This is a genomic window from Micromonospora fluostatini (assembly GCF_050410825.1).
Classification (GTDB): domain Bacteria; phylum Actinomycetota; class Actinomycetes; order Mycobacteriales; family Micromonosporaceae; genus Micromonospora; species Micromonospora rosaria.
Genome location: NZ_CP191251.1, coordinates 6,941,535 through 6,965,727, shown reverse-complemented (window position 1 = coordinate 6,965,727; position 24,193 = coordinate 6,941,535). Strand labels below are relative to the sequence as shown.

General features: G+C 73.9%; 25 protein-coding genes and 2 tRNA genes. 11 read left to right on the top strand and 16 right to left on the bottom strand.

The features are described from left to right. Positions 1 to 28: 28 nt before the first annotated feature. Positions 29 to 595 carry a TetR/AcrR family transcriptional regulator gene (locus tag ACQUFX_RS31210; protein ID WP_428963713.1) on the top strand — a complete coding sequence of 189 codons (567 nt, stop codon included), beginning with the start codon at positions 29 to 31 and terminating at the stop codon, positions 593 to 595. Positions 596 to 750: 155 nt separating this feature from the next. Here the strand turns inward: ACQUFX_RS31210 and ACQUFX_RS31205 are convergent, their stop codons facing one another. Continuing rightward, the gene (locus ACQUFX_RS31205; protein WP_428963712.1) at positions 751 to 1,263 is read right to left on the bottom strand and encodes a GNAT family N-acetyltransferase; all 513 of its coding nucleotides are present in this window, start codon (positions 1,261 to 1,263) and stop codon (positions 751 to 753) included. Beyond that, positions 1,260 to 1,475, bottom strand: coding sequence for a biotin/lipoyl-binding carrier protein (locus ACQUFX_RS31200; RefSeq protein ID WP_067360664.1), 216 nt, complete (start codon positions 1,473 to 1,475; stop codon positions 1,260 to 1,262). Before ACQUFX_RS31200 ends, ACQUFX_RS31205 begins: the two co-directional genes overlap by 4 nt. Before the next feature lie 245 nt (positions 1,476 to 1,720). Between ACQUFX_RS31200 and ACQUFX_RS31195 the strand changes: the two genes are divergently transcribed. Next, the gene (locus tag ACQUFX_RS31195) at positions 1,721 to 1,795 is read left to right on the top strand and encodes a 50S ribosomal protein bL37 (protein ID WP_369700219.1); all 75 of its coding nucleotides are present in this window, start codon (positions 1,721 to 1,723) and stop codon (positions 1,793 to 1,795) included. 98 nt (positions 1,796 to 1,893) lie between these two features. Here ACQUFX_RS31195 and rsrA read toward each other — a convergent pair whose 3' ends face one another. The 5 genes from rsrA to ACQUFX_RS31170 form a co-directional block, all read right to left on the bottom strand. Next, entirely contained in the window at positions 1,894 to 2,181 is a 288-nt protein-coding gene (gene rsrA / locus ACQUFX_RS31190; RefSeq protein ID WP_428963711.1) for a mycothiol system anti-sigma-R factor, read from the bottom strand. A gap of 1 nt (position 2,182) precedes the next feature. Further along, entirely contained in the window at positions 2,183 to 3,016 is an 834-nt protein-coding gene (locus tag ACQUFX_RS31185; protein WP_428963710.1) for a sigma-70 family RNA polymerase sigma factor, read from the bottom strand. Between the two features lie 248 nt (positions 3,017 to 3,264). After that, positions 3,265 to 3,885 (bottom strand): alpha/beta hydrolase family protein, encoded by a 621-nt coding sequence (locus tag ACQUFX_RS31180; RefSeq protein ID WP_428963709.1) that lies wholly within the window; start codon positions 3,883 to 3,885, stop codon positions 3,265 to 3,267. Between the two features lie 64 nt (positions 3,886 to 3,949). After that, on the bottom strand, positions 3,950 to 4,345 hold the full coding sequence (locus ACQUFX_RS31175) for a WhiB family transcriptional regulator (RefSeq protein ID WP_067360678.1): 396 nt from the start codon (positions 4,343 to 4,345) through the stop codon (positions 3,950 to 3,952). A 197-nt stretch (positions 4,346 to 4,542) separates the two neighbouring features. Beyond that, positions 4,543 to 5,250: an SOS response-associated peptidase gene (locus ACQUFX_RS31170; protein WP_428963708.1), complete on the bottom strand. Its 708-nt coding sequence runs from the start codon at positions 5,248 to 5,250 to the stop codon at positions 4,543 to 4,545. 102 nt (positions 5,251 to 5,352) lie between these two features. Between ACQUFX_RS31170 and aroA the strand changes: the two genes are divergently transcribed. The 4 genes from aroA to ACQUFX_RS31150 all read left to right on the top strand — a co-directional run bounded on the left by aroA (position 5,353) and on the right by ACQUFX_RS31150 (position 9,521). After that, positions 5,353 to 6,654, top strand: a complete 1,302-nt coding sequence (aroA, locus tag ACQUFX_RS31165; protein ID WP_428963707.1) for a 3-phosphoshikimate 1-carboxyvinyltransferase — start codon at positions 5,353 to 5,355, stop codon at positions 6,652 to 6,654. Between the two features lie 120 nt (positions 6,655 to 6,774). Beyond that, complete coding sequence (gene rsgA / locus ACQUFX_RS31160; RefSeq protein ID WP_428963706.1) at positions 6,775 to 7,767, top strand: ribosome small subunit-dependent GTPase A; 993 nt, start codon at positions 6,775 to 6,777, stop codon at positions 7,765 to 7,767. Positions 7,768 to 7,791: 24 nt separating this feature from the next. After that, positions 7,792 to 8,595 (top strand): histidinol-phosphatase, encoded by an 804-nt coding sequence (gene hisN, locus ACQUFX_RS31155; protein ID WP_428963705.1) that lies wholly within the window; start codon positions 7,792 to 7,794, stop codon positions 8,593 to 8,595. 26 nt (positions 8,596 to 8,621) lie between these two features. Beyond that, the gene (locus ACQUFX_RS31150) at positions 8,622 to 9,521 is read left to right on the top strand and encodes a hypothetical protein (RefSeq protein ID WP_428963704.1); all 900 of its coding nucleotides are present in this window, start codon (positions 8,622 to 8,624) and stop codon (positions 9,519 to 9,521) included. 43 nt (positions 9,522 to 9,564) lie between these two features. On the opposite strand, the gene ACQUFX_RS31145 is transcribed toward ACQUFX_RS31150, so the two are convergent. Next, the gene (locus tag ACQUFX_RS31145; RefSeq protein WP_428963703.1) at positions 9,565 to 10,764 is read right to left on the bottom strand and encodes a glycosyltransferase; all 1,200 of its coding nucleotides are present in this window, start codon (positions 10,762 to 10,764) and stop codon (positions 9,565 to 9,567) included. A gap of 241 nt (positions 10,765 to 11,005) precedes the next feature. Between ACQUFX_RS31145 and ACQUFX_RS31140 the strand changes: the two genes are divergently transcribed. After that, complete coding sequence (locus tag ACQUFX_RS31140; RefSeq protein ID WP_428963702.1) at positions 11,006 to 11,761, top strand: ATP-binding protein; 756 nt, start codon at positions 11,006 to 11,008, stop codon at positions 11,759 to 11,761. Between the two features lie 80 nt (positions 11,762 to 11,841). After that, positions 11,842 to 12,414, top strand: a complete 573-nt coding sequence (locus ACQUFX_RS31135; RefSeq protein WP_428963701.1) for a DUF5709 domain-containing protein — start codon at positions 11,842 to 11,844, stop codon at positions 12,412 to 12,414. Positions 12,415 to 12,433: 19 nt separating this feature from the next. On the opposite strand, the gene ACQUFX_RS31130 is transcribed toward ACQUFX_RS31135, so the two are convergent. Both ACQUFX_RS31130 and macS read right to left on the bottom strand, forming a co-directional pair. Beyond that, positions 12,434 to 13,096 (bottom strand): response regulator, encoded by a 663-nt coding sequence (locus tag ACQUFX_RS31130; RefSeq protein ID WP_428963700.1) that lies wholly within the window; start codon positions 13,094 to 13,096, stop codon positions 12,434 to 12,436. Next, the gene (gene macS / locus ACQUFX_RS31125) at positions 13,093 to 14,217 is read right to left on the bottom strand and encodes a MacS family sensor histidine kinase (protein ID WP_428963699.1); all 1,125 of its coding nucleotides are present in this window, start codon (positions 14,215 to 14,217) and stop codon (positions 13,093 to 13,095) included. Before macS ends, ACQUFX_RS31130 begins: the two co-directional genes overlap by 4 nt. Positions 14,218 to 14,337: 120 nt before the next feature. Between macS and ACQUFX_RS31120 the strand changes: the two genes are divergently transcribed. Both ACQUFX_RS31120 and glpK read left to right on the top strand, forming a co-directional pair. After that, positions 14,338 to 14,805 carry an ATP-binding protein gene (locus tag ACQUFX_RS31120; RefSeq protein ID WP_428963698.1) on the top strand — a complete coding sequence of 156 codons (468 nt, stop codon included), beginning with the start codon at positions 14,338 to 14,340 and terminating at the stop codon, positions 14,803 to 14,805. Positions 14,806 to 14,880: 75 nt separating this feature from the next. Beyond that, positions 14,881 to 16,365, top strand: a complete 1,485-nt coding sequence (gene glpK, locus ACQUFX_RS31115; protein WP_428963697.1) for a glycerol kinase GlpK — start codon at positions 14,881 to 14,883, stop codon at positions 16,363 to 16,365. Positions 16,366 to 16,375: 10 nt separating this feature from the next. On the opposite strand, the gene ACQUFX_RS31110 is transcribed toward glpK, so the two are convergent. Then, positions 16,376 to 17,209: a phosphoribosylaminoimidazolesuccinocarboxamide synthase gene (locus ACQUFX_RS31110; protein WP_428963696.1), complete on the bottom strand. Its 834-nt coding sequence runs from the start codon at positions 17,207 to 17,209 to the stop codon at positions 16,376 to 16,378. A 221-nt stretch (positions 17,210 to 17,430) separates the two neighbouring features. Here ACQUFX_RS31110 and ACQUFX_RS31105 point away from each other — a divergent pair, with 221 nt between their 5' ends. Then, complete coding sequence (locus tag ACQUFX_RS31105; RefSeq protein WP_428963695.1) at positions 17,431 to 18,765, top strand: ABC transporter substrate-binding protein; 1,335 nt, start codon at positions 17,431 to 17,433, stop codon at positions 18,763 to 18,765. 101 nt (positions 18,766 to 18,866) lie between these two features. On the opposite strand, the gene ACQUFX_RS31100 is transcribed toward ACQUFX_RS31105, so the two are convergent. The 5 genes from ACQUFX_RS31100 to ACQUFX_RS31080 form a co-directional block, all read right to left on the bottom strand. Beyond that, positions 18,867 to 19,118 (bottom strand): hypothetical protein, encoded by a 252-nt coding sequence (locus ACQUFX_RS31100; RefSeq protein ID WP_428963694.1) that lies wholly within the window; start codon positions 19,116 to 19,118, stop codon positions 18,867 to 18,869. Between the two features lie 228 nt (positions 19,119 to 19,346). Then, a tRNA-Met gene (locus tag ACQUFX_RS31095) sits at positions 19,347 to 19,423 on the bottom strand. Positions 19,424 to 19,675: 252 nt separating this feature from the next. Then, positions 19,676 to 19,752: transfer RNA gene (locus ACQUFX_RS31090), tRNA-Met, on the bottom strand. Positions 19,753 to 19,928: 176 nt separating this feature from the next. Beyond that, entirely contained in the window at positions 19,929 to 22,916 is a 2,988-nt protein-coding gene (locus ACQUFX_RS31085) for a UPF0182 family membrane protein (protein WP_428963693.1), read from the bottom strand. Between the two features lie 251 nt (positions 22,917 to 23,167). Next, positions 23,168 to 24,181 (bottom strand): YlbL family protein, encoded by a 1,014-nt coding sequence (locus tag ACQUFX_RS31080; RefSeq protein ID WP_428963692.1) that lies wholly within the window; start codon positions 24,179 to 24,181, stop codon positions 23,168 to 23,170. Between the last annotated feature and the right edge of the window lie 12 nt (positions 24,182 to 24,193).

Below are 24,193 nucleotides of genomic sequence, written 5' to 3'. Positions count from 1 at the left end.
GCGACGTCAAGCGGGTTGGAGGACCACGGTGCCGGAGAGCACGGGCGGCACACGCGAACGCATCAAGGTCGTCGCCCTGGAACTCTTCACCGAGCAGGGGTACGAGAAGACGTCGCTGCGCGAGATCGCCGAGCGGCTGAACGTGACCAAGGCCGCGCTCTACTACCACTTCAAGAGCAAGGACGAGATCGTCAGCAGCGTCGTCGACGACCGGCTGGACCGGATGGACGAACTGGTCGCCTGGGCCCGGGAGCAGCCCGCCACCCTGGCGACCCGGCGCGCGGTCGTGGCCCGGTACGCCGAGCGGATGTTCATCGACGAGCGCCCCCTGGTGATGCGGTTCTTCGAGCAGAACCAGACCGCGCTGAAGAACCTCGTCGCCGGCCAGCAGATGCGGGAGCGGATGTTCCGGTTGGCCGAGGTGCTCTCCCGGGGCGACGAGAGCCCGGCCGCCCAGTTGCGCGCCGCGCTGGCCCTGTTCGCCGTGCACGCGACCTGGTTCGCGGTGCGCGCCCCCGAACTCGACGAGCAGGGTCGGCTGGAGCTGGCCCTGACCGTCGCCGAGGAACTCCTCACCCCGATCGGCCCCGCCTGACCCCCCACCCCCACCCCCGCGCCCGTGATCCCGCGCCCCGTGATCCCGCGCCCCGTGATCCCGCGACGATCTTGCAGTAACGGCCCCGGCATCTGGCACGAATGCCACATGTCCGGGGCCGCAAGTGCAAGATCGCGGGGAGAGGGAGGTGGGGGTTACGTGCGGGGGGTGAGGGGGAGGCGTAGGGCGAGCAGGTCGACGTCGGGCAGTGGTGACCAGTCGCGCTCGGGCAGCCGGACGAAGCCCAGCCGCCGGTAGAGCCGCTGCGCCGGGGCGGCCATCCCGGCCCGTACGCAGATCACCACCGCCGAGCTGCCCAGCTCACGGGCGCGGGTCACGCACGCGTCCACCAGCGCCACGCCGACGCCCCGGCCCTGCGCGGCCGGATCCACCGCGAGCATCCGGAACTCCGCCTCGCCGGGACCGCAGACCTCGGCGAAGGGCGTACCGGGCAGCAGGAAGGTCACCGTGCCGAGCAGCACGTCGTCGGCCTCGTCGACGGCGACCAGCACCTCGGCGGTGGCCGCCCGGGTGGCCACGTCGGCGAGCACGGTCTCGTAGCCGTTCCCGCCCTTGAGCTGACCGTCCGCCTCGTACGCGGCGATCGTCAGCCGGGCCACCGCCGGGTACTCGGCCGGCTCGGCGGCGCGGACCCGCACACCGGTCAAGCGATCACCGCGATCAGGTCGCCGTCCTGCACCACGTCGCCCTCGTTCACGGCGAGCTGCTCGACGACACCGTCGGACTCGGCGACCACCGGGATCTCCATCTTCATCGACTCCAGGATCACCAGCGTGTCCCCCTCGGACACGGTGTCCCCGGCCGACGCCACGACCTTCCAGACGTTCGCCACCATCTCCGCGCGGATCTCCTCGGCCATCTCACGGCCCTCCTCACTGCACCGGTGTGCCTGCGAACGGTATCCAATCACGTTTGTGCACCCCGGGGCCCGTCCTCCCGGCCCGGATGACCGGCACCCGTCGGGTGGGTGGCCACCCCACGGCCGGCCCGGGGCCGGGACGCCAACTAGCATCAGCGGGTCGGACCCCGGCGGCGCCGGGGCCCGGTCCACGACCACCGGCGCGCCAGCCGCGCGCCCGGCCGTCACCAGCACGAGGAGGTCCCATGGCGAAGAAGGCCCGTAAGAAGAAGGCCCGTAAGAAGAGCGGCGCCAACCACGGCAAGCGCCCCAACTCCTGACCGGGGCGCGATCCACCCCGCCGCCGGTGGCCGGCGACTCGCCCCGTTCGGGGCACGACGAACCGGCCCACGAGGGGCGGCGGGGTGGGTCGGTGTGGTCAGTCAGCCAGTTCGCGGGAGTCGGCGGTCTCGAAGACGACCAGTTCGGTCAGCCGGACCCGGAGCCGCTCGCGAAGCTGTGCCGGCGCGGTCTCGTTGCCGCAGCACCGGGCGACCAGCGCCCGTACCTCCTGCTCGATGCCGTACTCCCGCAGGCACGGGCCGCACTCGTCCAGGTGGTGCCGGATCCGTTCCCGCCGCTCGTCGGCGCACTCCAGGTCCAGGTAGAGGTAGACCTCGGCGAGCACCTCACGGCAGTGCGTCTCGTGCGGATCTCCACAGCTCACGTCACACCTCCCGGCCGGCGGCGGCGGTCGAGCCACCCGAGGAGCGGGCGGCGGAGAAGCCTCGCTCGGCCGCGTACCGCTCAAGCAGCTTGCGCAGGTTGCGTCGGCCACGGTGCAGCCGCGACATCACGGTACCGATCGGCGTACCCATGATGTCGGCGACCTCCTTGTAGGAGAATCCCTCGACGTCGGTGAGGTAGACGGCCAGCCGGAACTCCTCCGGCAACTGCTGGAGGGCCTCCTTGACGTCGCTGTCCGGCAGCCGGTCCAGCGCCTCGGTCTCCGCCGAGCGCAGCCCGCTGGAGGTGTGCGACTCGGCCTCGGCGAGCTGCCAGTCGGTGATCTCCTCGGTGGGCGCCTGGATCGGCTGGCGCTGCCGCTTGCGGTACGAGTTGATGTAGGTGTTGGTCAGGATCCGGTACAGCCACGCCTTCAGGTTCGTACCCTGCTCGAACTGGTGGAAGGCGGCGTACGCCTTCAGGTACGTCTCCTGGACCAGGTCTTCGGCATCCGCCGGATTACGGGTCATCCGCAGCCCGGCCGCGTAGAGCTGGTCGACGAAGGGCATCGCGTCCCGCTCGAATCGCGCCCTGCGTTCGTCCGTCTTCTCGGTGGTCAACCGCACATCCCCTCGCGTCGGATGCTTTCCCGCCGAGGATACGCGCCCCGCGCCGCCCGCAGATCCGCTTCCGGCCGTTGTGCCTGTGCTCACCACGCCGGTACGCCGTGCGCCCGGCCCCACCGGGCTGGCCGTCGCCGGCCACTGCGGCCCCTCCAACAACTCCCTGAGCTGCCGTGCGCCCCGTTCGTCCCGTTCCCGCGTCTCGGTCGGCACCCGCTCACCCCCTCGGCTGATCCGTCATCCGAGGGCTTCAACGCGACCGGAGGGCTGCCGCATTCCTCGCGGTACCCGCTCCCGTTCCCGGCCCCTGGCTCGGCACGACCGGCGCAGGGACCAGGAAGGGCCTGGGAGGGCGGCCCCGGGTCACCCGACCGGGCGGCCCGACACCAACCCGTGCAACGAGACGCGGCGGGGGACGGACACGGCCGCCACGCGTGGTGGACCCGGCGCGGGGCGGCGGCTCAGCGCGCCCAGCCCCGCCCGCGCAGCCAGTCGACCACCACCGCGGCCGTCCCGGTGGGGTCGCGCCGCAGGTCGTGGGTCTCGCCGGGACGGCGGACCACCTGCACCGCCGCCGTGGGCGCGGGAATCCCGAACGGGTCCCGGTCGCCGTTGACCACCAGGGTCGGCAGGCCGGTCGCCAGTTCGCCGGCCCGGGAGCGCTCCGGCCGGCCGGGCGGGTGCTCCGGGAAGGCCAGCGCGACGACGCCGGCCGCGCCCACCGCCACCGCCGTCCGGCAGGCCACCCGCGCACCGCTGGAGCGCCCGCCGACCAGGACGGCCGGCACCGTCGGGTGCCGGCCACGCACCGCCGCGAGGACGTCCGTCCAGGCCTCGTCGAGGTGCCCGGCCGGCGCGGGCGCCCGGCGACCGGCGACCCGGTACGGCTGGGTCACCCGGACGACCGCGAGGCCGGCCGCCACCGCCGCGTCCCGCAGGGCGACCAGGTCGGGCGCGTCGACCGCGCCACCCGCCCCGTGCCCGAGCACCAGCAGCGCGGTCGGCGGGCCGGCCGGCAGGTCCGTGTCGGCGCGGGCCGGCCCGCGCACCGTCTCGATCTCGTCCTCGTCCGTCCTGCGCACCGCCCCATTCTGCGCCGCCCGTCGGCCCCGATCCGGTGGAGCGGGGCCGACGGGCGGGCGGCACTCAGCGGCTCACCGGCACGAGCGTGAGCAACCGGTCGCGGACCGGTGGACCCGCCTCGTCGGCGGCCTCCGGATCCGGTTGGACCTCGCTGCGCCAGGCGACCAGCATCGCCCGCCGCTCGCGCGGTGTGGTGCCGCCCCAGACCCCGTGGCAGTCACCGACGTCCAGCGCCCAGGCCAGACAGGAACCCTGCACGTCGCAGCTGCGGCAGAGCGACACCGCCGTGTCGGCCGGCTCGTTCGGCGCCGGAAAGAACGTCTCCGGATCCACGCTCTGGCAGGTCCCCCTGGTCCGCCAGGCATCGTCGGAACGTCGTTCGCGCAGCGCCCGCAGCAGCCGCGGGTCCCGACGCGCGGCGGCCACCTCGTGCGGACGGGGCATTCGTGCCCTTGTCATCCACCCACCTCCCCCGTGGGACCGGCATGATCGATGAGCGTCGATCGCCCCGTGCGAATCGACTCCCATACCGGCGCTGTGTTCTATCGCACTTTCGGACACGGTCACAAGACTCTGCCGGAAAGATGGCTAAACACTCACGCCACGATTCGCCCGCAACTCTGGCAAATTAGTACGCGACAATGTGCGGACACCGCTCAGAAGAGCGCCGGGTCGGCCGCCTCGGGTCGACGGGAAATCGGAACCCGGGCGGTCAACTCCGGCCCGTTGTTGCGCACGTTGCCCACGGCGGGGCCGACCGGCCGGATCTCCAGGCCGGCGAGCCAGGCCACCGGGGGCGGGGTGAGCAGCCCGGTCGGGTCCTCCGTCGGCGCCAGCCAGGGCGCCCAGCGCTCCGGCGGCAGCAGCAGCGGCATCCGGTCGTGCACCTCGGCCAGCCCGCCCAGCGCGGCGGTGGTGAGCACGCTGAACGTCTCCAGCGGGCCGTCCGGCCCGGACCAGGTGGTCCAGAAGCCGGCGAGGGCGAGCACCGACCCGTCGGCCGGGGTGAGGTAGTAGGGCTGCTTGCCCCGGTCGGTGCGCGCCCACTCGTACCACCCGTCGGCCGGCACGAGGCAGCGGCGGCGGGCGAACGGGCCCGCGTAGGCCCGGCTGGTGGCGACCGTCTCGGCCCGCGCGTTGATCATGCGTGACCCGGCCGACGGGGACTTCGCCCACGGCGGCAGCAGGCCCCACCGGAGCACCGCCAGCGCCCGCCGCCCGTCAGGGTCGACCCGGACCACGGGCACCCCGTTGGTGGGCGCGACGTTGTGATCCGACCTGACCCGGCCGTCGGTGTCGTCGTACGCCTCGAACACCGCGCTCAGGTCGGCGGCGTTCCGGGTGGTCGCGTACCTGCCGCACATGTCGCACACGCTAACCGGTCACGCCCTCCGCCGCTGTCCCGCCAACCGGGAGCCGGGCCGACACCCGCCGGGCCGGACACCCAGCGCGGCAGAATGGACACCGTGGGGAACCCGACCGTCACCCGGCCACCGCAGCCCTGGACCGCACCGACCGCCACCGAGCCCGTCACGGCCTCCGTCCGGTTGCCCGGCTCCAAGTCGCTGACCGCCCGCGCGCTGGTGCTCAGCGCGCTGGCCACCGGGCCGTCGACGCTGGCCGGGCCGCTGCGCGCCCGGGACACCGAACTGATGGCCGGCGCCCTGCGGGCCCTGGGCACCCACGTGTCGACCAGCGACGACGAGCGCTGGCTGGTCCGCGCGCACCGGCTGGTCGGTCCGGCGCACGTCGACGTCGGCCTGGCCGGCACCGTGCTGCGGTTCGTCCCACCGATCGCCGGCCTGGCCGAGGGGCGGATCACCTTCGACGGCGATCCGCAGGCCCGCCGCCGCCCGCTCGGCCCGCTGATCGGCGCGCTGCGCTCGCTCGGCGTCCGGGTCGACGCCCCGCCCACCGGCAGCCTGCCGCTGACCGTGCTCGGCGCCGGGCGGGTCACCGGCGGCGAGGTGGTCCTCGACGCCTCCGCCTCCAGCCAGCTCGTCTCCGGCCTGCTGCTGGTCGGCGCCCGGTTCGACCGGGGGCTGGTGGTGCGGCACGTCGGCCCGCCGGTGCCGTCCGCCCCGCACCTGCGGATGACCGTGCAGATGCTGCGGGCCGCCGGGGTGGCCGTTGACGACACCACCCCCGACGTCTGGGCCGTCGAGCCGGGCCCGCTGACCGGGCGCGGCTGGGAGATCGAGCCGGACCTCTCCGGCGCGCTGCCGTTCTTCGCCGCCGCGCTGGTCACCGGCGGCGAGGTGACCCTCCAGGGCTGGCCGCACCACAGCGCGCAGCCGATCGAGCAGCTCCGCACCCTGCTGCAGCGGATGGGGGGCGAGGTCACCGTGACCGCCGCCGGGCTGACCGTGCGCGGCACCGGCCGGGTGCACGGCCTGGACGCCGACCTCTCCGAGGTCAGCGAGCTGACCCCGGTGCTGACCGCGCTGGCGATGCTCGCCGACTCGCCGTCGCGGTTCACCGGCGTGGCCCACATCCGGGGCCACGAGACCGACCGGCTCGCCGCGCTGGCCCGGGAGTTCACCGCGCTCGGCGCGGACCTCACCGAGGCCGCCGACGGGCTGGAGATCCGGCCCCGGCCCCTGCGCGGCGGGGTCTTCCGGACCTACCACGACCACCGGATGGCGCACGCCGCCGCGGTGGCCGGGCTGGCCGTCCCCGGCGTCGAGGTCGACGACGTCGGGTGCACCTCGAAGACCATGCCCGAGTTCCCGGCACTATGGTCGGCGTTGGTGACCAACAAGAGCTGACGCGACAGGGGGCGGGTCCTGGCGACCAGGCGACGCGAGTACGACGAGGACGACGTCCGGGTACGACCCGGGAAGTCGTCGCGCCCCCGTACCCGTACCCGCCCCCAACACGCCGACGCGGTGGACGGCTTCGTGATCGCCGTGGACCGGGGCCGGTACACCTGCGTCCGGGACGGGGCCGACCCCGACGCGCCGACGGTCACCGCGATGCGGGCCCGGGAACTGGGCCGCAAGTCGGTGGTGGTCGGCGACCGGGTGGGCCTGGTCGGGGACGTCTCCGGGGCGGACGGGGCGCTGGCCCGGATCGTCCGGATCGCCGACCGGCGCTCGGTGCTGCGGCGCACCGCCGACGACGACGAGACCACCGCCGAGGGCCGGCTGGAACGGGTGGTGGTGGCCAACGCCGACCAGCTCGTGATCGTCAGCGCGCTGGCCGACCCGCCACCGCGGACCGGGTTCGTCGACCGCTGCCTGGTGGCCGCGTACGACGCCGACATCGAGCCGCTGCTCTGCCTGACCAAGGCCGACCTGGCCGGCCCGGAGCAGGTGCTCGACTACTACGCCGAGCTGGAGCTGCCGTACGTGCTGATCCGCCCCGACTCCGACCTGGCCGCGCTGCGCGCGCTGCTCGCCGGCCGGGTGTCGGTGCTGGTCGGGCACTCCGGGGTGGGCAAGTCGACGCTGGTCAACCGGCTGGTGCCGGAGGCCGACCGGGCGGTCGGCGTGGTCAGCGCGATCGGGCGCGGCCGGCACACCTCGACCAGCGCGGTGGCGCTGCGGCTGCCGGCCGGGCCCGGGGCCGACGGTGACCCGGGCTGGATCGTCGACACCCCGGGGGTCCGCAGCTTCGGGCTGGCCCACGTCTCCGCCGACAGCCTGCTGCACGGCTTCCCCGACCTGGTGGAGGGGACCGTCGACTGCCCGCCGAACTGCCCGCACACCGCCGACGAGGCGGACTGCGCGCTGGACGCCTGGGTGGCCGCCGGCCGGGCCGACGGTCGGCGGCTGGCGTCGTACCGCCGGCTGCTGGCCTCCCGCGCCGGCGAGCCGGACCCCCGCGCGGCCGAACCCGACCGGACGGGCGAGCCGGGCGACCCACCCGCCCGGGGTTGACCGGGCGTCGCTACCGTCAGCGGCATGACCCGGTACGCCGACGACATCGCCCTCGCCCACCTGCTCGCCGACCGGGCCGACGCCGTGTCGACGGCCCGGTTCCGCGCGCTCGACCTGCGGGTCGAGGCCAAGCCGGACCTGACCCCGGTCTCCGACGCGGACACCGCCGTGGAGCGGGAGATCCGGGCCCTGCTGGCCGAGCACCGCCCCGGGGACGGCCTGCTCGGCGAGGAGTACGGCGAGCAGCCGGCGGCCGGCCCGGACGGGCGGCGCTGGGTGGTGGACCCGGTCGACGGCACCAAGAACTTCATCCGGGGGGTGCCGATCTGGGCCACCCTGATCGCCCTGCTGGAGGGGGACCGCCCGGTGCTGGGGCTGGTCTCCGCCCCGGCGCTGGGCCGCCGCTGGTGGGCGGCGACGGGCGCCGGCGCGTACGCCGGGCCGGACGCCGCCGGGGGCGCCCCGATCCGGGTCTCCGGTGTGGGCCGGCTCGCCGACGCGAGCTTCTGCTACTCCTCGCTGGACGGCTGGATCGCGGGCGGGCGGCTGGACGGGATGCTCGGCCTGATGCGCGACACCTGGCGCAGCCGGGCGTACGGCGACTTCTACGGCTACATGCTGCTGGCCGAGGGGGCACTGGACGTGATGGTGGAGCCGGAGCTGTCGCTGTGGGACATCGCCGCGCTGGTGCCGATCGTCACCGAGGCCGGGGGCGCCTTCACCGACCTGACCGGCCAACTCGCCCCCGGCGACGGCAGCGCGGTGGCCAGCAACGGTCCGCTGCACGCCGACGTGCTGGCCCGGCTCGCCCGGCCAGCCGCGCACTGACCGACGGCAGCCACTATCCTCGCCAGGTGTCCGCAACCGGTTGGTGTTTCCTCGCGGCGATGATCGTCGCGTACGGCGTCGCCAACCTCCTCCAGTCGATCGCCGCCGCCCGGACCACGGTGCACCACACCTTCGATCCGGGGCTGCTGCTGCGGCTGGCCAGCCACCGCACGTACCTGATCGGGCTGGGGTGCCAGGTGGCCGCCTTCGTCCTCGCCTTCCTGGCCCGGCGCGACCTGCCGTTGTTCCTGGTGCAGGCGAGCGTGGCCGCCGGGCTCGGGGTGACCGCGATCCTCGGCGTGGCGGTGCTGAAGTGGCGACTACCCGCCGCCGAGGTGGCCCTGCTGGTGCTGCTCTTCGTCGGGATCGCCGCGCTGGTGCTCTCCGCCCGGCCGGCCACCTCGAAGCAGCTCGGCGCCGCCGGCACCGTCGCGTTGCTGGTCACCCTGGTCGTGGTCGGGGTGGTGGGTGTCTTCGCGGTCCGGCTGCACGGCGCGCCCGGGTCGGTGGCGTTGGGCTCGCTGGCCGGGCTGGCGTTCTCCGCCGCCGCGGTGGCGGCCCGGCCGCTGGCCGCGGTGCACTCGGTGGAGGCGTTCGTCCGCCACCCGCTGCTCTACCTGCTGGTCGCCCACTCGGTCGTCGGTCAGCTCCTGCTCGGCCTGGCCATGCAGCGCGGGTCGACCACCGCCGCCGTGGCCGCGATGGACGCCGCCGGGGCGGTGCCCGCCGCGATCGTCGGCCTGCTGCTGCTCAACGACAAGATCTGGCCGGGCCGGGAGTGGCTGGCCGGCCTCGGGTTCCTGGCCACGCTCGTCGCGGTCATCGGCCTGACCCGGTACGCCGAACCGCAGCACCAGCACGCCGTCGCCGACCGGCGGGCCCGCGCCGAGGTGGGCATCCCCGCGCCGGCCCGCCGCCCCGGCTGAAGCCGGGCCGCAGCACGCGGCACGCCGCCACGGGACGGTCCGGTCACGCCTCCACGGGGCGGCGGCGGCCGACCACCCGCTCGTAGAGCCGCTCCAGCGCGCTCGCCGTCCGTTCCCAGGTGTAACTGCACCGGACCCGGTCCACGGCGGCGTGCCCGTACGCGAACCGGCCGGCGTTGTCGGCGAGCAGCCGGCGCAGGGTCACCCCCAGGGTCCGGACGTCGCCCGGCGGGACCAGCTTGCCGGTGACCTCGTCCACCACCGCGTCGGCGATGCCGCCCATGGCGTAGCCGACCACCGGTACGCCGCACGCCATCGCCTCCAGCGACACCCGGCCGGCCGAGGAGTAGTGCGGGGTGCAGGCCACCACGTCGGCGGAGCGGTACCAGGTGGCCATCTGGTCGTGCGGCACCGCGCCGACCAGGCGGACCTGCTCGGCGACCCCGTGCCGCTCGGCCAGTTCCCGCAGGCGGCGTGCCTCGGCGTGCTGGGCGAGCTGCTCGGCGGGAGGTCCACCGGCGATCACCAGTTCGGCGTCGCCCACCAGCCGCATCGCCCGGATCAGGTCATCCTGGCCGTGGCCGGCGGCGAGCCCGCCCACGGAGAGGATCCGGGACCGCTGGTCGCGGGGGGCCGCCTCCCCGTCGGGGTGGAAGTGCGCGATGTCGACCCCGGCCGGCACCATCGCCACCGAGGCCCGGTGCAGCCCCATCCGGGTGAGTTCGTCGACCTCGTCGTTGCACTGGGCGACCGCGATGTCCACCGCCCGGGTCAGCGCCCGTTCCAGCGGGATCCGCTCCCCCGGCCCGTCGTAGCCCCGGCCGAGGTGGCGCAGTTGCTCGACGCCGAGCGAGTGGAACGTCTGCACGACCGGGATGTCGGTCTCCCGCACCGCCGTGGCGGCGGCGAGGCCACCCACCCAGTAGTGCCCGTGCACCACGTCCGGCCGCCAGTCGCCGGACCAGCGCTCGCTGAGCCAGCGGCCGAACTCGGGCACGTACGGCACCAGCGCGGCGGTGGGGGCCGGGGCGGTCGGACCGACCGGGACCCGCTCCAGCAGGTACCCGCCGACCTCGGTCACCTCGGCCAGTCCCGCGTCCTCGCGGCGCTCGTACACCCGGACGTCGTGCCCGCGTCCGGCCAGTTCGGCGGCGACCCGGGCGATGTGCTGGTGGGTGCCGACGACGAGACCGTCGGCGTACGGGGACGGGCCGGCGTGGGCACAGACGAGGCCGACGCGCATGGGTCACCTCCATGCGTTCTACGAGTGGTGGGTCTCCGGTCAGAGCGTCCCATTAACCGGCCCCGGAGAAGACCAAACCTGACAGATCGGGATCGGTCAGACGGGCTGTGACCACCCGGACCGGGCCGGGCCACCCGACGTGACCCCGCTCCACGCCGACCCGGTGCCGGAACACCGGCCCCCGGTGGGTGCCGAGGGCCCGGCTGCACGCTCCGTACCCGACGTGCACAATGACAGGGTCATGCCGACGGACGTGCAATGCCTGGTGGACACGGACGGATCAACCACGGTCGTCCGGCTGTCCGGGCTGCTCACCCCCGCCGGTGTCGACACGGTGCGTGACATTCTGCTCACCCGGCTCTGTGCCCGACCGGGTCCGCTGGTGGTCGACCTCACCGCGCTGCGGTCGGCCGCGCCCGGTACCGGTCGGCTCTTCGCCGAGGTCCACCGGGCGGTCGCCGACTGGCCGGCGGCGGGGCTGCTGATCCTCGACCCGGGCCGGCTGACCCGGGCGGCCGGGTCGACGCCGCCGGGGCCGGACGCGCCACCGGTCTGCGTCACCCCGGCCGAGGCGCAGGCCGTGCTCGCCGGGGCACCGGCCGCCGCGCCGGTGCACACCGACCTCGCCCCGGTCGTCGGCGCGGCCGGGGAGGCCCGCGTGACGGTGACCGAGAGCTGCACCCGGTGGGGGCTGCCGGAGCTGGCCGAGCCGGGCTGCATCGCGGTGACCGAGATGGTCAACAACGCGGTGGCGCACGCCCGCACCGGGATGACCCTGCGGCTGGCCCCCCGCGCGGGCGCGCTGCACCTGGCGGTCCGCGACTACTCCCGTCGTCAGCCGGCCTTCGCCGGGCTCGCCCCGCCGACCTCGACCGGCGGACGCGGGCTGCTGTTGATCGACACCGTCGCCCGCCGCTGGGGCAGCACGGACGTACCGGACGGCAAGGTCGTCTGGTGCGTCCTGTACGCCGAGGACGAGGCCGCCTTCCGGCACTGAGCGGGCGGGCCGGGCGACGGGCGGGCGGGCGGGGACCGACGGGTCGGTTACGCCGTACTGGTATCGGGTAGTGCTCCACCATGCGCGACGACGAGTACCCGACCCCCGTGTCCGATCCCGAGGCGGAGGGCCTGCCCGACACCGCCGACGACGACTCGACCGCCAACGACGACGTGGCGACCGGTCGGGAGGCGGACGGGCCGGAGCCGGCACAGCTCCCCGGCGACCGGGCCCCGGTGGCCGTCGACCGGTACGGCACCACGGCCGAGGAGCAGCTCGACGGCGAGTCGCTGGACTACAAGCTCGCCCGGGAACAGTACGAGCGTCCGGCGGACGACCCGCTGGCCGGCCCGGTGGACCCGGACATCGCCGCCGAGGCGGACAGCGAGGAGGCCGCCGCGCAGGCCCAGCTCGACGCGGACGTGATCGAGCCCGGGCCGACCTCCGACCCGCGCTCGCCGGTCTCCCTGTACGACCACGGCCAGCTCGGCACGGTGGCCGACGCGCAGGTGGGTCGCCTGGTCGAACCGGACGAGGGGGTCCGTTCCGACTCGGAGAGCGACTCGGTCGCGTACGACGCGGGGGCCGCCGGTGGTGGCGCGAGCGCCGAGGAGCTGGCGATCCACGAGACCCGGCCGCCCGGGTCGTCCTGACCCGGGCCGCCGGGGCCGCTCACTCGTCCAGGCCCTGCTCGATGGCGTACCGGGTCAGCTCGACCCGGTTGTGCAGGTGCAACTTGCCCAGCGTGTTCTGGACGTGGTTCTGCACGGTCCGGTGGGACAGCCCGAGCCGCTGGGCGATCTGCTTGTAGGACATCCCCTTCGCCACCAGGCGCAGCACCTCGGTCTCCCGGTCGGTGAGCCGGGGGGCCGTGCCGTCGTGGTCCGCCGTGTCCCCGTCCGGTCCCCCGGCGGCGAGCCGGCGGTACTCGCCGAGGACCAGCCCGGCCAGGCCGGGGGTGAAGACCGGCTCACCGGCGGCGGCCCGGCGCACCGCGTCCAGGAACTCCGCCGGGGCGGCGGACTTCACCAGGTAGCCGGTGGCCCCGGCCTTCACCGCGTCGAGGACGCTCTGCTGCTCCCCGCTCGCCGACAGCATCAGCACCCGGACGTCGGGCAGCGCCGCCCGCAGCCCGTGGATCACCTCCACCCCGGAGATGTCCGGCAGTTGCAGGTCCAGCACGACCACGTCGGGACGGACGGCGGCGGCCACCCGCACCGCCTGGCGCCCCTCCCCGCTGGTCGCCACCACCAGGTGGCCGGCCTCGGTGAGGTCCCGGGCCACCCCTTCCCGCCACATCGGGTGGTCGTCGACCACCATCACCCGGACACTCATCCCCGCCCCCTCGGCACGGTCAGCTCGACCTCGGTGCCGAGGCCGGGCGCGGAGTGGATGCGGACCGTGCCGCCGAGGTCGGTCACCCGGCCCCGGATGGACTGCGCCACCCCCAGCCGCCCCTGCGAGGCCGCCTCGGCGAGCCGCCCCTCGGGCATCCCCGGCCCCTCGTCGCGTACCGACACCGTCACCGTCGCCCCCTCGTCCTCGATCAGCACCCACGCCCGCCCGTCCGCGTGCCGGTCGACGTTGTCCAGCGCGGCCCCGGCCGCCGCCGCCAGTTCCCGGGCCACCGGGGCGGGCATCGGCACCGGGGTGGCCGGCGCGGAGACCGACACCGTGGCGGAGGAGTACCGGCCCAGCAGGGTACGCAGGTCCAGGTCGCCGCCGCCGGCCGGCGGGTCGGTGGCGTCCCGCCCGGCGATCAGCGCGCGCAGCGCCGCCTCCTGCTCACCGGCGAGCCGGGCCAGTTCCCCGGCCTCACCGTCGAGGTGCGCGCCGCGCCGCTGCACCAGCGCCAGCACCTGGAGCACCGAGTCGTGGATGCCCCGCGCCAGCCGTTCCCGCTCCCGGGTCGCCGCCTCCAACTCCACCGCCCGTTGCAGCCGTTCCTCCGCGGTCACCGCCAACCGGGCCACGTGCCCCACCACCAGGCCGGCGAGGAGGACCAGGATGGCCCCGGTGAACGAGGAGTCGCCGAGGTGCTCCCGGGTCGCCAGGTCCGCCGCGCCGACCACCAGGGCGGCCACCGTGCCGCGCCGCCGGCCGCCGGAGACCGCCCAGGCGAGCACCGGCCCGCCGAGCCAGGCCACGGCGAGGGTGGGCACCCCGGCGGCGAGCGCCTCCCGACCGATCACCCAGGGGGTGACCAGCAGGACCCCGACCACCACCGCGAGATCGGCCAGCAGCAGCGGCCAGCGCCGCCAGGCCGGTCGGGCGTACGCCACGGCGGTGGCCACCGTCCAGCCGAGCATCACCGCCAGGACGACGACCGCGGCCAGCGGGTGGGCGTACCGGTCGGCGTCGCGCACGACCAGCGCGCCGACGTAGAGCAGCGAGGCGAACCGGAACACCGCGATGGCCCGCCAGAGCGGAACCTCCAGACCACCGGGCGAGGACATGGCGACACCATGCCACAGCCGGGTACGTGGCCGGAAAGCCAGCGTGTGCAGGGGCTGCTCAGCCCGACGTACGGTAGAAATGCCGCGAACCACTCCAAGATCCGTCGTCGGGACCAGGCCATGCCGAATGCAGAATCCCCCGCACCGCGTACGGTTGTGCCCATCGAACCTTTCGTCCTCATCGCCGAAGCCTTCGACGAAGGCCGGGTGACCGAGCTGCGCCACTCGGTCGCCTCCTGCGCGTCCGCGGCGGGGCTGCGCGGGCAGGCCCTGGACGACTTCGTGCTCGCGGTCAACGAGCTGATCACCAACGCGGTCCGGCACGGCGGCGGGCAGGGCTGGCTCCGGCTCTGGCCGAGCGGAGCGCACCTGGTCTGCGAGGTCGCCGACCACGGGCACGGGATCAGCGAGCATCGGCTGGACGACCGGAGCCGCCCCGCGCCGGATACCGCCGGGGGCTGGGGGCTCTGGCTCGCCCGCGAGCTGAGCGACACCATGGAGGTGGTGACCGGCGAGTCGGGCACCGTCGTCCGGATCAGCGCCCGGCTCACCGCCGGTCAGCAACCGGCCCAGCCCGGCCCCGGCTGACCCGCACCCTCTCCCACCCGCGGCGGGCCTCGCTCGTGCGCTGCGCGGCGTCCCGGGGTCCGGTACGGTGCTGCGGTGACCCCGCCGTACGTCGCCGCCATCGACCAGGGCACCACCTCGTCCCGCTGCATCGTGTTCGACCGGGCCGGGGAGATCGTCTCCGTGGCGCAGCGCGAGCACCGGCAGATCTTCCCCCGGCCGGGCTGGGTGGAGCACGACGCCGAGGAGATCTGGGCCAACGTGCAGCAGGTCGTCCGGGAGGCGCTGGCCGCCGCCGGGACCGACCCGACCGGGCTCGCCGCGGTGGGCATCACCAACCAGCGGGAGACCACCGTGGTGTGGGACCGGGCCACCGGCCGCCCGGTGGCCAACGCGATCGTCTGGCAGGACACCCGCACCGGGCCGCAGTTGCGCGAGCTGGACCGGGCGTACGGCGAGCAGCGGGTGCGCGAGCGCACCGGCCTCATCCTGGCCACGTACTTCGCCGGGCCGAAGCTGCGCTGGCTGCTGGAGCACACCGAGGGGCTGCGGGAACGCGCCGAGCGCGGCGAGGTCCTCTTCGGCACGATGGACACCTGGCTGATCTGGAAGCTGACCGGCCGGCACGTCACCGACGTGACCAACGCCAGCCGGACCATGCTGATGGACCTGCGCACCCTCGACTGGGCTCCCGACCTGCTGCACGCGCTGGGCATCCCGGCGGCGATGCTGCCGGAGATCCGCTCCTCCGCCGAGGTGTACGGCACCGCCGAGGGGGTGCTCGCCGGGGTGCCGGTGGCCAGCGCGCTCGGCGACCAGCAGGCCGCCCTGTTCGGGCAGACCTGTTTCTCCGCCGGTGAGGCCAAGTGCACCTACGGCACCGGCAGCTTCCTGCTGCTCAACACCGGCACCGGGCCGGTCGCCTCCCGGCACGGCCTGCTCACCACGGTCGCGTACCGGATCGACGGCCAGCCGGCCGTCTACGCCCTGGAGGGCGCGATCGCGGTGACCGGGGCGCTGGTGCAGTGGCTCCGGGACAACCTCGGCCTGATCTCCACCGCCGCCGAGGTGGAGGAGCTGGCCCGGACCGTGGACGACAACGGTGGCTGCTACGTGGTGCCGGCCTTCTCCGGGTTGTTCGCGCCGCACTGGCGCAGCGACGCCCGGGGGGTGATCGCCGGCCTGACCGGGTACATCACCAAGGGCCACCTGGCGCGGGCGGTGCTGGAGGCGTCGGCCTGGCAGACCCGCGAGGTGGTGGACGCGATGAACGCCGACTCGGACGTGGCGCTGCGCCGGCTGCGGGTGGACGGCGGGATGACCGCCAACGGCCTGCTGATGCAGTTCCTCGCCGACGTGCTGGACGTGCCGGTGGTCCGGTCCCGGATCACCGAGACCACCTGCCTCGGCGCCGCGTACGCGGCCGGCCTGGCGGTCGGCTTCTGGCCGGACCTGGACACCCTGCGCGGCCAGTGGCGCTCCGACGCGCAGTGGGAGGCCACCATGGACCCCGGGCAGCGGGAGCGGGAGCTGCGCCAGTGGGGCAAGGCGGTGCAGCGGACCCTCGACTGGGCGGAGTAGGCCCGGCGGGTCAGTCCCAGCGGTTGCCGGTGAGCGTCTCGTACACCTCGACGTACCGGGCCCGGGTCGCCTCGACCACGTCCGCCGGCACCTCGGGCGCCGGGGGCCGCTTGTCCCAGCCGCTGCTGGCGGCCCAGTCCCGGACGTACTGCTTGTCGAAGGAGAACTGGGCCCGCCCCGGCTGGTACGACTCGGCCGGCCAGAACCGGGACGAGTCGGAGGTGAGCACCTCGTCGGCGAGGACCAGGGTGCCGTCCGGCGTCCAGCCCAGCTCGATCTTGGTGTCGGCGACCAGGATGCCCCGGTCGGCGGCCAGCTCGGCGCCCCGGCAGTAGACCGCGATGGTGATCTGGCGCAGCCGCTCGGCGGTCTCCGCGCCGACCTTGTCCACCACCTCGGCGAAGCTGATCGGCTCGTCGTGCTCCCCGGCCGGCGCCTTGGTCGACGGGGTGAAGATCGGCTCCGGCAGGATCGACGCCTCGACCAGGCCCCGGGGCAGTTCCAGCCCGGAGACCGCGCCGGTGCGCTGGTACTCGGCGAAGCCACCGCCGGTCAGGTACCCCCGGGCGACGCACTCGACCGGGACCATCTCCAGCCGCCGGCAACGGATCGCCCGCCCGGCGAACTCGGCCGGCACGTCGGTGCTGGACAGGACGTGGTGCGGGACCAGGTCGGCGAGCTGCTCGAACCACCACAGCGACAGCGCGGTGAGCAGCCGGCCCTTGTCCGGGATCGGCGTCGGCAGCACGACGTCGTAGACCGAGATCCGGTCGGACGCGACGAGGATGAGATCGTCACCGTCGGCGTAGACGTCCCGGACCTTGCCCGAGTGCAGAAGCTCCACGGCCCTAGTACACCACGCAGTACCGCAGTGTCCGGCGTCACACCGGCGGTCGGACCCGGCCGACCGGACGCCACCCGACGACCACGACCACCGTCGATCGGCTGACCGTACGGGCCGGTGATCGCTGCCGGTCCGGCGGATGGCCGGCCGTTGACACCCCCGCGCGCCACCTGTGTAAATGGTCCGACCGCGTGCACTGCTCGGCACCGAGGAGCCTCCCCTTGCCCGCCGCCCGACGAACCCCACCGTCCCCTCCGGACGCCGACCCCGGCCGGCGTCGGGTCCTCGCCGCGTTCCTGGGCCTGCCGGCGCTGTCCACCGGCGCCCTCGCCGGGTGCACCGAGAACCGGGCCACCCTGGTGGAGGACGAGTCGGCCGAACTCTCCGTCTTCTGGTGGGGCAGCCCGCAACGGGCGGAGATCACCGAACGGGCGCTGGCGCTGTACACCGCCCGCAACCCCCGGGTCACCTTCCGGGTCACCTGGCAGGCCAACCCCGGGTACTACGAGCGGCTCGCCACCCAGGCCGCCGGCGGCAACCCGCCCGACCTGCTCCAGATCGACGACAACTTCCTCGCCGAGTACGCCCAGCGGGAGATCCTGCTCGACCTGACCGGCCACGTCACGGACAGCCGGCTGGACCTGCGCGCGCTGCCGGAGAGCCTGGCCGCCTACGCCGAGGTGGGGGGCCGCACCATGGCGGTGGCCGCCGCACAGAACACCCCCGCGCTGGCCTTCAACCGGACCCTGCTGCGTCGGATCGGGGTACCCGAGCCCCGGATGGGCATGTCCTACCAGGAGTACCTCGACTGGGCCGGGCAGGTCAGCCGGGCCAGCGACGGCAGGGTCGCCGGCACCATGGACCCGTCCGGGGACTACCGGCCGTTCTGGCTGTGGCTGCGGACCCGCAACGCCGAGCTGTACCGGGGGCGGCGGCTCGGATTCGACATCTCGCACGTGGTCGAGTGGTTCGACCTGTGGCAGCAGGCCCGGTCGGCACGGGTCACGCCGAGCCTGGAGCTGATCGCCCGCGCGGTCGACGGCGACCCGTCCCGGCAACTCGTCGTCACCGGGGACACGGCGGCCTCGTTCATCTGGTCCAACCAGCTCGCCGACCTGCAGAGCCACACCAGGGACGAACTCGACCTGGTGAGCTGCCCCGGCCCACCGGCGGCCCACTGGGCGCGGGCGTCGATGTACTGGGCGGCCTTCCGGGGCACCCGCCACCCGGACGCCGTCGTCGACGTGATCAACTTCCTCACCAACAACCTGGAGGTCGGCCGGACGCTCGGCATCGAACGCGGGCTGAGCGCCAACCTCGGCGTCCGACGGTACGTGCAGCAGAACCTCACCGACCCGGCGGTCAAGCGCTCGGCCGCGTTCGAGGCGACCCTGGCCAACCGGTTCGGCCCGGCACCCGCGCCACCGCCCAAGGGCCACGCCAAGGTCCGCCGGCTGCTGACCTCGGCCGCGGAGAGCGTGCAGCAGGGCGAGGCGACCATCCGGGCCGCCGCCACCCGCTTCGTCAACGAGTCCGGCGCCGCCCTGGCCGAGTGACCCACCCCCGGCCCGCACCGGCCCGGTGACCTCCACCGCGCCGGTGGACGCCGCGCCGGGTCACCGGGGGCTGGGGCAGCGGGACACGCTGGGCGGGGGGGTCAGCGGGGCGGTGGGCCACCCCGCCGGCCGCGCATCAGGCGCAGCAGCAGCAGGACGATCGCCACGACCACCACCAGGCAGCAGAGCAGCCCGATCAGGCCGAAGCCACGCCCGCCACGCCGCCGCGCCGCCTCCAGCACCACCTCCCCCGTGCCGCTGGACGCCCAGGCCGCCACGGGCACGAACACCGCCAGCGAGACCGTTCCCAGGACCGCGCCGAGCCGGCCCCACCATCTGCTCCAGGAAGACATGCCCCTCATCCTCGCCCACCATCGCAACCCCGGCACCCCATACACCCACCCCCACCCACGCCGCCCCTCCCCACCCCGCCCCACTTCAGGCGTGATCAAGGGATTTCCGGCACCGGGGGCGGATGGGTTGACCGGCACCCCTTGATCACCGCACGGCGGCGGGGCCGGGGCGTGGGAGGGGAAATGGCGAGAGGGCCCGGAGGAAGGAATCCTCCGGGCCCTCTCGGGTGGTAGCGGGGACAGGATTTGAACCTGCGACCTCTGGGTTATGAGCCCAGCGAGCTACCGAGCTGCTCCACCCCGCGTCGGCTGTTGAAGCTTATCGCATGCGGTGGAGTGCGATCAGCCGGGGCACCGATTCGCACCACCCGCCGCTGCCGGTCGGGTTCGGCCGCATCAGTCGGACCCGGGCCCAGACGGCCGGGAGCGGCACGGGGCGGGGTGGGGCGGGAGAGAAGGGGTGCGACCCGGAGGCGCTCGAAAGGGGGAACCAGCGGGGCTTCTGCGGGGGCAGATACGAAACGGCCCCGAGGAGGTGATCCTCGGGGCCGTTCGGGTGGTAGCGGGGACAGGATTTGAACCTGCGACCTCTGGGTTATGAGCCCAGCGAGCTACCGAGCTGCTCCACCCCGCGTCGGTAGGACAACCGTAGCGCACCACCCCCCGGAGCCGCAAAACGGGCCCCCTCCCCCGGCGTCGGCACCGCTCCCGGTACGCCGAAACCCGTGGTCACGGCACCTGTCGTGCCGTGACCACGGGTCCGTGGAGGGTGCCCGGCCGCGAGCGGCCGGGCCACGCTGCGCCGGGCGGTCAGCCGCCGGACGGTGACGGTGAGGCCGCCGGGCTGCCGCTGGGGGCGGGGGTCGGCGAGGGACCGGCCGCCTGCTGCGCCCGCTGGAACGCGGCCATCGCCTCGTCCAGCTTCTTCAACGCCTCGCCGTACCGGGCGAAGTCGCCGGAGGTCTGCGCGGCCCGTACCTCGGTGATCGCGGTCTGCACCTGGCTCGCCGCCTCGGCCAGGTCACCGGTCATCCCCGGCGGCGGGGCCGGCGGGGTCTCCGGCGGGTTCTCGCCCTCGTCCGTGGTCGGCGGGGGCGTCTGGGCACCGGCCCGCTGGCCCTGCTCCACCAGCGCCTTGATGCCCTCCGACACGCTGTTGGCCAGCACCACGTACGAGCCGCCGTCACCGTAGGACATCAGCACCCGCTGCAGCAGCGGTGGCGCGTTCTCCTGGTTGGTCTTGACGTAGACCGGCTCGATGTAGAGCATCCCGTTGCCGAACGGCAGGGAGAGCAGGTTGCCGTACTGCACCTGGGCCTGGTTCGAGGAGAGCAGGTTGAGCTGCTGCCGGATGTCGGCGTTGTTGGTCATCTGCTGGTGCACCTGCACCGGGCCCGAGATCCGGGTCTGGTCGGGCAGGTCCAGCACCTCCAGTTGCGGCTGACCGTCGACGTACGACCCGGTGATCAGCGCGGCCAGGTTCTGCCGGCCGTTCGGGGTGACCGCCGAGGTGAGCTGGAACCTCGGCGCGTCCTGGCCGGGGAACTGGGTGTAGAGGTAGTACGGGGGCTGCCGCTGGCCGCTGTCCGGGGCGTCCGGCACGCTCGGCACCTGCCAGAAGTCCTGTGCCGAGTAGAAGTCGCCCGGCTCGGTCACGTGGAACCGGGTGAGCAGGTTGCGCTGCACCTTGAACAGGTCCGCCGGGTACCGGAGGTGCTCCGTCAGCTCGGCCGGGATCTCCGCCTTCGGCTTGACCAGGTCGCCGCCGAAGGCCTTGTTCCAGGCCTTGAGCACCGGGTCGTTCTCGTCGAACTCGTACAGGGTGACGGTGCCGTCGTACGCGTCGACGGTCGCCTTCACCGAGTTGCGGATGTAGGTGACGTTCTCCCGGGCGAGCTGGAAGGTGCCCCGCCCGGTCAGCTCGTCGGCGGTCTCCTGCTGGAGGTTGACCCGCTCGGCGTACGGGTAGGTCGCCGAGGTGGTGTAGCCGTCGATGATCCAGGTGACCCGGCCGTTCACCACCGCCGGGTACGGGTCGCCGTCCACGGTCAGGAACGGTGCGACCTTCTCCACCCGGTCCCGGGGGTTACGCACGTAGAGCAGCTTCGAGTTCTCGTTGACCCGGTCGGAGAGGAGGAAGTTCGACTCCTGCTCCTTGATCGCGTACAGCAGGCGGCGGGGGAAGGAGCCGATCTCGACGCCACCGGAGCCGGTGTAGGTGTAGAACTCGCCCGGGCCGTCGCCCTCGCCGCTGTCGCCGACCGGCCGGTCGAACTCCGCGTTGCGGCTCGGGTCGGTCTGCCCGACGATCGCGTAGTCACCGGGCTCCATCCGCTCGCCGTAGTAGACCCGGGGCTGCTCGGTGGGGATGGTGTCGGCGTTGGAGGTGCAGCGCTCGCCCTGCGCGTTCTGCTCCTCCTGCTGCTCGTTGGCCTCACCGAGGAAGCCGGAGACGAAGTACGGCTGCCCGCCGCAGACCACCTGGTTGGCCGGGGCGGCGACCAGGCCGTACCCGTGGGTGTAGACGGTGTGCCGGTTGATCCAGGTGTTCTGCTGGCCGCTGAGCTGCCGGTAGTTGATCTCCCGGAGGCCGACCACGTAGTCCTGGGTCTTGCCGTTGACGGTGTACCGGTCGACGTCGAGCTTCTCGCCGAAGTCGTAGAACTGGCGGACCTGCTGCCGCTGGGTGTAGGTCTCGGAGACCAACTGCGGGTCGAGCAGGCGGATGTTCTGCACCACGGCGGTGTCGGTGGCCAGGCTCGCCGGTGGGGTGAGGTTGTTCGCCGCGTACCGCACCGGTTGGGTGGACTCGATCCCGAACGCCGCCCGGGTCGCCTGGATGCTCCGCTCGATGTACTCCGCTTCCTTGTCCTTCTCGCTCGGCCGGACCTCGAAGGTCTGCACCGCCCAGGGGTAGATGCCGCCGATCGCCACGGCGGAGATCCCCAGCAGGGCCAGCGAGATGCCGGGCCAGACCAGGTTCCGCATCACCGCGTTGGAGAAGACGATGATGGCGATCGCCACCACCACGGAGATGTACGCCAGGATCTCCTTCGCCGGCAGCAACGCGTTGACGTCGGCGTACCCGGCGCCGTAGAGGTTGACGCCGTCGTTGTACTCCAGCAGCATCGCCCGCCGGTCCAGCACGTACGCGACCGCCTTGAGCAGCACGAAGACGGCGACCAGCGAGGTCAGGTGGGCACGCGCGGCGTTGGTGATCCGGTCACCGACGCCCTGGAGCCGGATGCCGCCGTAGATGTAGTGCACGGCGAGCGCGCCGAGCAGGGCCAGCACCACGGCGGTGAAGCCGACGCCCAGCAGGTACCGCCAGAACGGCAACTGGAAAACGTAGAACCCGATGTCGACGCCGAACTCCGGGTCCGTCGTCCCGAAGTCGCCACCGTTGCGGAAGAGCAGCCACTGGCTCCACCGGCTCTGCGCGGAGATCCCGGCGAAGATCCCGATGACCACCGCCACCAGCGTGATCCACAGTCCGAGCCGGGGCCCGAGCAGCATCCGGTACCGCTCCAGGGTGGCCTGCTCGGCGGAGTGCGGGCGCAGCTTGGGCCGCATCCGGTACGCCAGCCAGAGGTTGCCGCCGACGACGGCCGCCATGGCCAGACCGACCACCAGGAAGAGCACCACCTGGGTGATCAGCACCCCGGTGAAGACCTCGGTGAACTGGACCTCGTCGAACCAGAGCCAGTCCGTGAAGGCCTGCACCCCCCAACTGAGCAGGGTGAACAGCAGAAACACCCCGACCAGCACACCGATCGTGACGCGTCCGCGTCGGCTCATCCTCGGCAGGGGGCTGCTACGCATGACCACTGTTAGGCTCCGCACGCTCGATTGATCGGCTCCGACCAGGCACACCAGAGTACGGGGTGTTCCTGAACGCGTACGGTCAAGGTCCGGCCACGATGCCGCGCGCCGGTGCGGCGGTGTGGCGCGGACGGCGCACCGGGGCGGTCCACCCCGGCCGGGCGGATCGACGGCGGTTGGTCCCGGCACGGTGGGGGCCGAGCCGGACCGACGACGGGCGGGCCTGGTCAGCAGCGGGTCGGCTGGCCACCGGAGCGCAGGGCGGTCAGGGCGGTCAGCGCCTCGTCCAGCGAGCCGACCCGGAGCATGGGCAGGTCCGGCTGGGGGTTGCGCAGCGCCTCGGCGCAGTTGTCCGCCGGCACCAGGAACGCCTCCGCGCCGGCCTGCTTCGCGCCGACCAGCTTCTGCGCGATGCCGCCGATCGGCCCGACCCGACCCTCGTCGTCGATGGTGCCGGTGCCGGCGATGATCTTCCCGCCGGTGAGGTCCTCGGGCTGGACCTTGTCCACGATGCCGAGGGCGAACATCAGCCCGGCGCTCGGCCCGCCGATGTCCCCCAGGTCGATCTTCAGGGTGAACGGGTGCGGTTGCTGCTGGTCGATCTCGATCCCGATGCGCGGCCGGCCGTCCTGCTCACGGCTGGTCACGGTGGCCGTCGCGGCCGCGCCCGCCCGGGTGTACCCGATGGTCAGCGCGCTGCCGGCGGGGCGCTCCCGGACCAGCTCGGTGAGCCGGGGCGCGGTGGTGACCGGCTTGCCGTCGACCGACCTCACGACGTCGCCGACCGCCAGCAGCCCGGCCGCCGGGCCGTCCGCGGCCACCGTCCGGACCACCACCTGGATCGGGTACCCGAGCGCGGTGAGGGCGGCGGTCTCGGCGCTGGTCTGGGAGATCCGGAAGTCCTCCTCGTTGCGCTCCTTGACCTCCTGCTGCGTCTCGCCCGGCGGGTAGACCAGCTCGCGCGGCACCACCGCCCTGTCCTTGGACAACCAGCCGGCCAGCGCCGAACGGAGCTTCACGGTCGGTTGCACCCCGACCGTGGTGAGCCGGAGCTGACCGGCGGAGGTGGAGGTCTCCCGCCCGGTGATCTGGATGACCTCCGTGCCCTCGTCCTCACCGAGCGTGTCGACGGTCGGCCCGGGGCCGAGCACCACGTACGGGATGGGCGTCACCAGCACACCGATGCTGAGCAGGGTGGTGAGCAGAGCACCGAGCAGGACGGTCATGCCGCGACGTCTCATGCGGCAGAGCGT